Below are 10,926 nucleotides of genomic sequence, written 5' to 3'. Positions count from 1 at the left end.
ATCAAACAATCCTCCGTCGATAAAGACAGTGAATCATAGTTCAACGGTTTTGCAACAGCCCCCGGCGGGGAGAAGAAGACAAGCCGCACCCACTCAATCTCTCGCAAGCCTAGCGAATACAGGATACCCGTTAAAAGCAGGCTTCGAAAAGCGCCCTGGTATTCTCCAGCGTCATCGGCACCGGATTGCCGCCGCAGCTCGGATCCTTGATCGCTTCCGCCGCCAGTTCGTCGATACGATCAGGCTTGATGCCCATGGCGGTCAGGTTTTCCGACACATGCAGTTCCTTGCGAAGCTCCAGCACATAGTCATAGAAGCCGTCGAAACCGCCGGAAATGCCGAGATAGGCTGCCGCGCGGGCAATCTTTTCCTCGATGGCCGGGCGGTTGAAGCGCAGCACGGCGGGCATCACCACCGCGTTGGTCATGCCGTGATGGGTGTTGTAGACCGCGCCGATCGGGTGCGAGAGCGAGTGAATGGCACCGAGACCCTTCTGGAAGGCGACCGCCCCCATTGCCGCCGCCGCCATCATATTGGTGCGCGCCTCGATATCCGTGCCATCCTTATAGGCGCGCGGCAGAAATTCCTTGACCAGACGCAGGCCCTCAAGCGCCACGCCGGCGCTCATCGGATGATAGAAGGATGACGAATAGGCTTCGAGGCAATGGGCGAAGGCATCCATGCCCGTGCCCGCCGTGATGACCTTCGGCATGCCGACCGTCAGTTCCGGATCGCAGATGACGACGCCGGGCAAAAGCTTCGGATGGAAGATGATTTTCTTCACATGGGTCTGCGAGTTGGTGATGACGCTGGCGCGGCCGACTTCCGAACCGGTGCCCGCAGTCGTCGGCACGGCGACGATGGGCGCGATCTTTGCGGCATCCGCCCGCGTCCACCAGTCGCCGATATCTTCGAAATCCCAGACCGGGCGCGTCTGCCCGGCCATGAAGGCGATGGTCTTGCCGAGATCGAGGCCCGAACCGCCGCCGAAAGCGACGACGCCGTCATGGCCGCCATCGCGATAGGCTTTCACGCCCGCTTCCATGTTGATCTCGTTAGGGTTCGGATCGACATCGGCGAAGATCGCCCGGCCGAGGCCAGCCTCTTCCAGCACATCGAGCGCATGCGCGGTGATCGCCATATTGGCAAGGCCGCGATCCGTGACGAGCAGCGGCTTCTTGATGCCGAGCGTCTTGCAGGCTTCCGCCAGTTCCTTGATCCGGCCACGGCCAAGCTTGACGGCGGTGGGATAGCTCCAGTTGGCGACGATGTTCATGTCGTGACTTTCTTCAGATGGTAGGATTTCGGTCGGGTCAGATTCTGGAAACCGAGGACGGAAAGCGAGCCGCCACGGCCCGTTTCTTTCACGCCGGTCCAGCAAAGGGCGGGATCGAGATAATCGGCGCGGTTCATGAACACGGTTCCGGTTTCGATCTCGCGGCCGATCCGCCCTGCGCGTGCCGCATCCTGCGTCCAGAGCGAGGCGGTGAGGCCGTACTTGCTGTCGTTCATCAGCGCGATGGCTTCGTCGTCGTTCCTGATCTTCATGATGCCAAGGGCGGGACCGAAGGTTTCTTCGGTCATGAATTCCATGGAGTGATCGACATTGACGAGGATTTGCGGCGCGACATAGGCCCCCTCGCCGTCATCGGCGGGGAAAAGCTTCGGATCGACCAATGCCTTCGCACCCTTGGAAACGGCGTCAGCGATCTGCGCGCGCACTACCTTGGCGAAACGCTTGTTGGCCATCGGCCCAAGCGTCGTTTCCTCAGCCAGCGGATTGCCGAGCTTGTAGTTGGAGACCCACGCCACGGACTTCTCGACGAATTCGTCATAGAGGTTTTCGTTGACGTAAATGCGCTCGATGCCGCAGCAGCATTGCCCGGAATTAAAGGTCGCGCCATCCATCAGCGTATCGACGGCGGCGTCGAGATCGGCATCCTCCATCACATAACCGGGATCCTTGCCGCCGAGTTCAAGCCCGAGACCGGTGAAGGTGCCGGCAGCGGCGCGCTCGATTGCCCGCCCGCCTTCCACCGAACCGGTGAAATTGACGAAATTGAACAGGCCTTCGGAAATCAGCGCCGAGGTCGTGGCATGGTCGAGGAAGACGTTGATGAACACATCTTCCGGCACGCCGGCCTCGACGAAAGCCCGCACCATGCGCTCACCCACCAGCAGCGTCTGCGCCGCATGTTTGATGATCACCGTATTGCCGGCCATCAGGGCGGGCGCGACGGTGTTGATCGCCGTCATGTAAGGATAATTCCATGGCGCGATGACGAAGACCACGCCATGCGCCTCGCGCTCGATACGGCGTTCGAAATTGCCGCTTTCCTCGATGACGAGCGGGGCAAGCGCATCGGCCGCGATGGAGGCGACGTAGTTGGAACGCTCGTTAAAGCCCTTGAACTCGCCACCGTAACGAACCGGACGGCCCATCATATGGGCCAGTTCCGGCACGACTTCCGCCACCATTTCATTGAGGCGCGCCACACCCTTCAGAACCAGCTGAACGCGGTCCTCAAGCGGACGCCGTGCCCAGTCCTTTTGCGCCTTGCGCGCGCTCGAAACGACGGCGCGCGCCGCTTCCAGCGACATCGCCTCCCGCTCGGCATAAACCGAGCCGTCGATGGGCGAGATATTCTGGATCATGGTCATGATGTTTTCCCGTAATGATTAGGCTCGTTCGAAACCGCGCGCCACTTCCCAGTCGGTCACGCGGCGGTCGTATTCTTCCTGCTCCCACCTTCCGGCGTGGACGTAATGATCGATCACATCGTCGCCAAAGGCCTGGCGCAGCATTTTCGATCCGTCCAGAAAGGCGGTGGCGTCGCGCAATGTCTTGGGTATCTCGCGCACGTCCTTGCCGCCATAGGCGTCACCGACAAAAGCGGGCTCAAGTTCGAGTTTATTTTCGATGCCGTCAATGCCCGCTGCGAGCAAGGCTGCCATGGCGAGATAGGGATTGAGATCGGAGCCGCCGACGCGGCATTCGATACGGATGCCTTTCGTTTCGGCGCCGCACAGGCGATATCCCGCCGTGCGGTTGTCGAGGCTCCAGATCGCCTTGGTCGGCGCAAACGTGCCGGCCATGAACCGCTTGTAGGAATTGATATAGGGCGCCAGGAAATAGGTGATGTCGCTGGCATGCGCCAGAAGCCCGGCAACATAGTGCCGCATCACATCCGACATGCCATGTTCGCCGTCCTTGTCGAGGAAAGCCGGCTTGCCGTCCAGGCTCCAAAGCGACTGGTGAATATGCGAGGAACTGCCGGCGGCATTGTAGTTCCACTTGGCGAGGAACGTCACCGCCTTGCCCTTCGACCAGGCGATTTCCTTGGTGGCGTTCTTGATGATGGCGTGCCGGTCGGCCATGGTCAGCGCTTCGGCATAACGCACGTTGATCTCAGCCTGGCCGGGAGACGCCTCACCCTTGGAATTCTCGACCGGAATTCCGGCACCCTGCAGGCCCTTGCGCAGCGCCCGCATGACGTCTTCTTCCTTGGTCGTCTGGAAGATATGGTAGTCCTCGTTGTAGCCGCTGGCGAGGTTCAGGTCCTTGTAGCCGCTGGCCCGCGCCGCGTCGAAGGTCTGATCGAACAGGAAGAACTCCAGCTCGGTCGCCATGTAGGCCTTCAGCCCCATGGCCTCCAGCCGCGCCACCTGCTTTTTCAGAAGTGCACGCGGCGAGTGCGGCACTTCTTCATGGGTGTGATGATCCAGAACGTCGCACAGAACCAGCGCCGTTCCCTCCAGCCACGGCACCTTCCGCAGCGTCGAAAGGTCGGGCTTCAGCGTGTAGTCGCCGTATCCCTTTTCCCAGCTTGAGGATTTGTAACCGGGAACGGTTTCCATCTCCATGTCGGTGGCAAGCACATAGTTGCAGCTATGGGTTTCCTCAAAGGCGCTTTCGACGAAGAACTCCGCCTGGAACCGTTTGCCCATCAGACGCCCCTGCATGTCGACAAGGCAGGCCAGAACCGTGTCGATGCGCCCTTCGGCGACATCCATTTTAAGCGCGTCGAATGTATAGCTCGTCATTTTCGTCCGTTCCCTTTTAATATGGAAGGGCGGCCGGGATGCGGCCGCCCGTTTGTTCGAGCATCAGGCCTTCGCACCCGCTGCTGCAACGGCAGCCTGCTTGTGCTCCAGCGCAAACTCCTCTTCCGGCGACAGGATGAGGCGATGGCGTCCGACGAAGGCGAAGTAAGCGATCGCGACGGCAAACCACACGGCCACCCAGAGCACGCCCTTGGTGAAGTTCGGGTCCTGGATCTGATAGAGCAGCGTTACGATGGCGATGATAACCGTCAATACTGCACCCGGAATGCCGAAGGGCGAGCGGAACGGCCGCTCGATATGCGGCAGGTTTTTCCTGAGCAGAATGAAGGAAATCGCCTGCAGGATGTAGGAGAACATGGCGCCGAACACTGCCATGTTGAGGAGAACGCTGCCGATGATGCTGCCGCCCTGCTCCGCACCCAGCGAGAACCAGATGACGAGCATGACCGCAAGACCGACGAGAGCGCCGGCGATGTTGGCAACGTATGGCGTCCGGTATTTCGAATGGGTGATCGACAGCACGGTCGGGAAGTAGCCCGCACGCGACAGCGAATAGATCTGGCGACCCTGCGCATAGAGGATCGTATGGAAGCTGGCGATCAGGCCGGTAAGCGCCACGAGACCGAGCAGCACCACGCCGCCATCGCCGTAGATTGCCTTGAAGCCGTCCAGCAGCGGTTCGAGCGAGGAACTGAGATGGAAAGAGCCGACGCCCGGCAGGGACGGATTGAGCAGCACGATCATGAAGGCCGAGACCATCAGCGTAACCATGCCGAGGATGATGCCCTTCGGCATGTCGCGTTTCGGATCGACCGATTCTTCAGCCGCCAGCGGCAACTGCTCGATGGCCAGGAACAGCCAGACCGCAAAGGGCAGCGTGGCGAGAACACCGGAAAAACCGAAGGGGAAGAAGGAACCGCCGCCCTCCGGCAACTCGACCGCCTTGCCATCCGGCCCGACGCCGATATTCAGCGCATAACGCGAGAAATCCATGTTCGGAATGGCGCTGATCCAGAAGAACACGAGAACACCGAGCGAAATCAGCGTGATGACCAGCGTGACCTTGAAGGAAAGCTCCAGCCCGAAGACATTGAGGGCAAGGAACATCGCGTAAAAAGCGATCCAGACGAATGGCGAATAGGCGGGATCCAGCCCGAGAATAGAATTCACATAGGCGGTGATGAACGTGACGACGACCGCCGGCGTCAAAACATATTCGACATTCTCGCAAAGTCCGGTGACAAACCCGCCCCACGGCCCCATGGCGGTGCGAGCGAAGGAATAGGCTGCGCCCGTGTGGGGTAGCGCCGGGCTCATTTCCGCAATGGAGAATGTCAGCCCGAGATACATGACGGCGATGATGATGCCAGCCACCAGCATGCCACCCCAGCCGCCGGTGGAGAAACCGAAATTCCATCCGGAAAAATGCCCGGAAACGACCGCGCCGACGCCAAGCGCCCACAACGACCAAACGCCCGCGTAACGGGATAGTCCGCGTTTTTCGAAATAGGATGCATCAGCCTTCTTGTAGCTGACGCCTGATGATGAACCGTCCATGCCCTTCTCTCCTGATAAGAAAAAAGCCAGTCAACCGTTATTGGCTGATTGTGCCCCAGTTTCCGGCACCGCCCGGGAAGTTTCCCGCGCTGCGCCGCACGCATCTGCTGTTCCCCTGCCGCTTCATGCCGTTCCGGCTTTTATCGAATGGCGGCAGTCTCATTGACGGTCGGCCCCGGTGTTTTCACCATCGGCCGCCCTTGCTCCCTCACTCATCGATTGATGAGAGCGCTTTCCCCATAAGCTCGTGGAGAAACCCGGCAATTGCCGATTGGTCTCCCTCATTGGCGATCAGATCGTTGCGGATCTCGATCATCACATTCAAAAGTCCGTCCGGTAGCGCGTGCAGCCGCAGCGTATGCGTCACACCGTCTTCCGGACCGTAAGGATCGTTGCGTCTGACCGTCAGCGCAGAACCCTCAGCGCCCGCCAGCATCGCATCGGCCATTCGGCTGTCGGTATCGTGCAGGATGCCGATCTGCACCTCGCGGAATTTTCCGTGATAGACCGGCGTAAAGCTGTGAACGGTCACCACCACCACCTTGCGGCCTGCGGCCTGCCGCCCGGCGATGATCTCGCTGACACGGTCGTGAAACGGCACGTAAAGTGCTGAGATACGGGCGAACCGCTCCGCCTCGCTCAGATCGAGATTGCCGGGAATATCGTAAATCTCGCTTTTCACCGGCATGGCGGAAGGTGATTCGGGCGGACGGTTGCAATCATAGACCAGCCGCGAAAACCGCTGATAGACCAGCGTCGCGTCGAGACTTTGCGAAAGCAGCCTGGCAACGGCCAGAGCACCCGGATCCCAGGCCGCGTGGCTCGAAAGCACGTCCTGCGAAAGACCGAGCGTACCGAATTTTTGCGGGATGATGGCGGAGGCGTGTTCGCAGACGAGAATGACATCGCCCTTCGCGGCGGCATTCTCGATGCCGACAGCCTGCCCTTCCGCCTCTGTGAAAAACCGTGAACGCACCGTCATGCACGCATCCCGCCCCGAACCGCTATTTCCGCCAATGAAGAAAAGAATTCTTCACATTATGGTCGGTGTCAAATGGAATTTTGAAATTTTCTCTTCATTCGCCCATTGACTCTGTAGCTGGCGCAGATGTTTATTTCAGCAGATACACCGGCAGAAAGACCGGAAGGGGAAAAATTTGCGCAGCACAACGGCCACCGTGTCGGATGTCATTCATGCTCACTACGCCGCGCTGACCCGTTCGGAAAAACGGCTGGCGGAGAGCCTGCTCGGCAACTACCCCGTCTCGGGTCTCGGCAGCATCACCACCATTGCCGAAAATGCCGGTGTCTCGACGCCGACCGTGGCGCGCATGGTGCAGAAACTCGGCTACAAAGGTTATCCGGAATTTCAGGCCCACCTGCATCAGGAACTGGAAGCGACGATCTCCGGCCCGATCGCGAAACATGACCGCTGGGCCACCAATGCGCCGGGCCTGCACATTCTCAACCGCTTCGCCGATGCCATCACCGGCAATCTGCGCGACACGCTGAGCGATCTCGACACCGCCGTCTTCGACAATGCGGCAAAGCTGCTCTCGGACCGCAAACGCAGCATCTATTTCGTCGGCGGGCGCATCACCGGCGCGATAGCCGAATATTTTTTCACCCATATGCAGGTGATCCGGCCGAAGACGACGCTGATGTCGTCGAACTCCAGCGCCTGGCCGCAATATATGCTGAACATGAGCGCCGGCGATGTGCTTGTCATCTTCGACATCCGCCGCTACGAGCACGACATGACGACGCTCGCCGAGGTGGCAAAGGCAAACGGCGTACAGATCATTCTTTTTACCGATCAATGGACGTCACCGGTGGCGCGCCACGCGCTGCACACCTTCCGCGTCAAGATCGAGGCGCCCTCGGCATGGGATTCCTCGGTCGTCACGTTGTTTGTCGTCGAAGCACTGATCGAAGCGGTGCAAAGCGGCACCTGGGATGAAACCAGGGAGCGAATGAACGCGCTGGAAGGCCTGTTTGAGCAGACACGCCTGTTCCGCAGGCCGGACCGGACATGAACATCAGTAGCCGGCACAGTGCTTGACGCGGAAACCGCCGGCTGATTGGATACCTGAAATCGATACCAGCGCGATAAAGCAGGATAAAAACAAGCTGGGGAACATATCTGGCCAACACGAATGATGATGGGATTCCCCGCAATTGCAGGCACAAAGCCGGGCGATGGCGGAAAATGGGCGTAAAGTGGCGGAATCCGGATAAATAAATTGCAATCCGGCCGTCACATTAGCTTCATCCAGAATCCGTATCAGCGTCCGTAATACGAGAACACGAAGAGGAGAAAAAAGTGATCTCTCATTGCCGTCGACTGCTTGCTGCCACCACCGCTCTGGTAATGGCCTCCACCGCGATCGCTGCCGCCGCGCCGAGCGCCGAACTGATCGCCGCCGCCAAGAAGGAAGGCATGCTGACCACCGTTGCGCTGCCGCACGACTGGTGTGGTTACGGCGAGGTCATCGCCGCTTTCAAGGCGAAATATCCGGAAATCACCGTCAACGAACTGAACCCCGACGCCGGCTCTGCCGATGAAGTCGAAGCGGTCAAGGCGAACAAGGACAACAAGGGCCCGCAGGCTCCTGACGTTGTCGACGTCGGTCTCGCCTTCGGCCCGCAGATGAAGGCCGAAGGCCTGCTGCAGCCTTACAAGGTCTCCACCTGGGACGAAATTCCCGATAACGTCAAGGATGCCGATGGTTACTGGTACGGTGACTATTACGGCGTTATGTCGATGTTCGTGAACAAGGACCTCGTCACCAACGTGCCGAAAGACTGGGCCGACCTGCTGAAGCCGGAATATTCCGGTCAGGTGGCACTTGCCGGCGACCCGCGCGCTTCCAACCAGGCTATCCTCGGCGTTCTTGCAGCTGGTCTGGCATCGGGTGCAAAATCCGGCAAGGAAGCTGGCGAAGCTGGCCTGAAATATTTTGCCGATCTCAACAAGGCCGGTAACTTCCTGCCTGTCATCGGCAAGGCCGGAACGCTGGCGCAGGGTGCTACCCCGATCATCGTCGCCTGGGACTATAACGCGCTTTCCTGGAAGAAGACGCTGAACGACAACCCGCCCACGGAAGTCGTGGTTCCGGAAAAAGGCGTTCTGGCCGGCGTCTACGTCCAGGGCATTTCCGCCTACGCCCCGCATCCGAACGCTGCCAAGCTCTGGATGGAACACCTCTATTCCGACGACGGTCAGCTTGGCTGGCTGAAGGGTTATTGCCACCCGATCCGCTTCAACGCCATGGTCAAGGCCGGCAAGGTTCCGCAGGCACTGATCGACAGCCTGCCGCCGGCAGCAGCCTATGAAAAGGCGATCTTCCCGACGCTCGAGGAAGTCGACGCCAACAAGGCGGCCGTTACCGGCGGCTGGGACAGCGTCGTCGGCGCGAACGTGAAGTAAACTGTTGAAAACGCACCCCGGCTGGTCAAAAAGCCGGGGTGCTTCTTTTAAAGCATTTCCAGTAAAAGTGCGCAGCGGTTTATGTCCGGAAAATGCGCAAAACAAAGATCGAGAGCGCCTCCGACGGTACCGTTTCAACCGGACGTGCTATAGTTAAAGACCTTTATAGACAGACCGTTTTGAAAACGGCGTTTGGGGACAAGGCATGCCATCAACCAACACCGGCGGACCATCCGATGCGGGCAGGAAGTTGCCGCTTAACTGGATAGGCGTCGTACCTTTTGCCGTTTTTGTTCTGCTGTTTCTGATCCTGCCGACGATGAAGATCGTTATCGGCGCGTTTCAGCGCCCCGATGGCAGCTTTACGCTCGAAAACATCGCGGGGCTTTTCACACCTTCCATCCTCGCGGCCTACTGGATTTCGATCAAGATCAGCCTCGCTTCGGCAGCCCTCGGCTGCCTGGTCGGCTTTGCCGTCGCCGCGGCCGTAGTTCTCGGCGGATTGCCGCAGCGTATCCGCGGGCCACTCCTCACATTTTCGGGCGTCGCCTCGCAATTTGCCGGTGTGCCGCTCGCCTTCGCCTTCATCGCCACGCTTGGCCCTGTCGGCCTCCTCACCGTATTCCTGAAGACACAGATCGGTATTGATCTGAGACTCCTCGGCTTCAACATCCTGTCGTTCTGGGGCCTGACCGTCACCTATCTGTTCTTCCAGATACCGCTAATGATCCTCATCATCACACCGGCGCTGGACGGGCTGAAGCGCGAATGGCGCGAGGCTGCGGAAATTCTCGGCGCGACCGGCGTGCAATATTGGCGCATGGTGGCCTTCCCCATCCTGTTGCCGTCGCTGCTCGGCACCATGTCGCTGCTGTTTGCCAACGCCTTTGGCGCGGTGGCCACCGCAATTGCGCTCACCGGCTCCTCGCTCAACATCGTGCCGATCCTGCTTTTCGCACAGATCCGCGGCGACGTTCTCGGCAATCCGCATCTCGGTTACGCGCTCGCCTTCGGCATGATCGTCGTGACCGGCATCGCCAATGCGCTCTATATCTGGCTGCGCGCCCGCAGCGAAAGGTGGCTCAAATGAAGAAGTTCTTCGCCTGGGGCGCGCTGGTCTTCGGCCTTCTCTATTTCGCCCTGCCGCTGATCGGCATGACCAATTTCTCGCTGAAAATGCGGCGCGGCGAATATTCCTTCGACGCCTATGGCAAGGTGCTCTCCGACCCGCGTTTTCAGGAAACCTTCAGCTATTCGGTGGTGATGGCGCTGTTCACCATCGTATTCGGTGTTCTGCTGGTGGTGCCAACGGCCTATTGGGTGCGCCTGAAACTGCCGCACCTACGCCCCTATATCGAGTTCATAACGCTGCTGCCGCTGGTCATTCCGGCCATCGTCATCGTTTTCGGTTATATCCGGCTATACAACACCTCCAGCTGGCTGCCGCTGACCGGCACGACCTTCGGCACCAACCTTCTTCTGATGTTCGGTTACGCCATACTCGCTCTGCCCTACATGTATCGAGCCGTCGATACCGGTCTCAGGACCATTGATGTCGCGACCTTGACGGAAGCCGCCCAAAGCCTTGGCGCAGGCTGGACGACCATCCTGTCGCGCATCATCCTGCCGAATGTACTGGTCGCCGTCCTCTCGGGCGCATTTTTGACCTTCGCCATCGTCATCGGTGAATTCACCATGGCGGCACTTTTAAACCGCCCGGCCTTCGGCCCCTATATGCAGCTGCTCGGCGCCAACCGCGCCTATGAACCGGCGGCACTTGCCGTGATTTCCTTCGGCATCACCTGGGGTTGCCTAGGGTTGATCCAACTCGTTTCACGCTACCACAAGGGCGCGCCTCCCAAGGCCTGAGGACA

At 59.5% G+C, this 10,926-nt stretch carries 9 protein-coding genes; 4 read left to right on the top strand and 5 right to left on the bottom strand.

The window, feature by feature from the left end:
* Nucleotides 1–130 precede the first annotated feature (130 nt).
* The 5 genes from QSK43_RS25575 to QSK43_RS25555 all read right to left on the bottom strand — a co-directional run bounded on the left by QSK43_RS25575 (nt 131) and on the right by QSK43_RS25555 (nt 6,604).
* The gene (locus tag QSK43_RS25575) at nt 131–1,276 is read right to left on the bottom strand and encodes an iron-containing alcohol dehydrogenase (RefSeq protein WP_332305817.1); all 1,146 of its coding nucleotides are present in this window, start codon (nt 1,274–1,276) and stop codon (nt 131–133) included.
* Nucleotides 1,273–2,661 (bottom strand): aldehyde dehydrogenase family protein, encoded by a 1,389-nt coding sequence (locus QSK43_RS25570; protein WP_332305816.1) that lies wholly within the window; start codon nt 2,659–2,661, stop codon nt 1,273–1,275. The genes QSK43_RS25575 and QSK43_RS25570 overlap by 4 nt, the downstream gene beginning before the upstream one ends.
* A gap of 18 nt (nt 2,662–2,679) precedes the next feature.
* Nucleotides 2,680–4,044 (bottom strand): glutamine synthetase family protein, encoded by a 1,365-nt coding sequence (locus QSK43_RS25565; RefSeq protein WP_045018898.1) that lies wholly within the window; start codon nt 4,042–4,044, stop codon nt 2,680–2,682.
* 63 nt (nt 4,045–4,107) lie between these two features.
* A complete protein-coding gene (locus QSK43_RS25560) occupies nt 4,108–5,622 on the bottom strand; it encodes an amino acid permease (protein ID WP_045018900.1) in 1,515 nt (504 codons plus the stop codon).
* A 208-nt stretch (nt 5,623–5,830) separates the two neighbouring features.
* The gene (locus tag QSK43_RS25555) at nt 5,831–6,604 is read right to left on the bottom strand and encodes an N-formylglutamate amidohydrolase (RefSeq protein WP_332305815.1); all 774 of its coding nucleotides are present in this window, start codon (nt 6,602–6,604) and stop codon (nt 5,831–5,833) included.
* A gap of 175 nt (nt 6,605–6,779) precedes the next feature.
* Between QSK43_RS25555 and QSK43_RS25550 the strand changes: the two genes are divergently transcribed.
* The 4 genes from QSK43_RS25550 to QSK43_RS25535 all read left to right on the top strand — a co-directional run bounded on the left by QSK43_RS25550 (nt 6,780) and on the right by QSK43_RS25535 (nt 10,921).
* Nucleotides 6,780–7,658: a MurR/RpiR family transcriptional regulator gene (locus QSK43_RS25550; RefSeq protein WP_332305814.1), complete on the top strand. Its 879-nt coding sequence runs from the start codon at nt 6,780–6,782 to the stop codon at nt 7,656–7,658.
* A gap of 287 nt (nt 7,659–7,945) precedes the next feature.
* Nucleotides 7,946–9,052, top strand: coding sequence for an ABC transporter substrate-binding protein (locus tag QSK43_RS25545; protein ID WP_332305813.1), 1,107 nt, complete (start codon nt 7,946–7,948; stop codon nt 9,050–9,052).
* A 205-nt stretch (nt 9,053–9,257) separates the two neighbouring features.
* Nucleotides 9,258–10,142, top strand: a complete 885-nt coding sequence (locus QSK43_RS25540) for an ABC transporter permease (RefSeq protein ID WP_045018908.1) — start codon at nt 9,258–9,260, stop codon at nt 10,140–10,142.
* A complete protein-coding gene (locus QSK43_RS25535) occupies nt 10,139–10,921 on the top strand; it encodes an ABC transporter permease (protein WP_045018910.1) in 783 nt (260 codons plus the stop codon). Before QSK43_RS25540 ends, QSK43_RS25535 begins: the two co-directional genes overlap by 4 nt.
* Nucleotides 10,922–10,926 lie beyond the last annotated feature (5 nt).

Origin of the sequence: Rhizobium sp. GR12, assembly GCF_036596185.1 — a bacterium.
Classification (GTDB): domain Bacteria; phylum Pseudomonadota; class Alphaproteobacteria; order Rhizobiales; family Rhizobiaceae; genus Agrobacterium; species Agrobacterium nepotum.
Note: the sequence above shows the minus strand (reverse complement) of the source record. Positions and strands in the feature narration are given on the sequence as shown.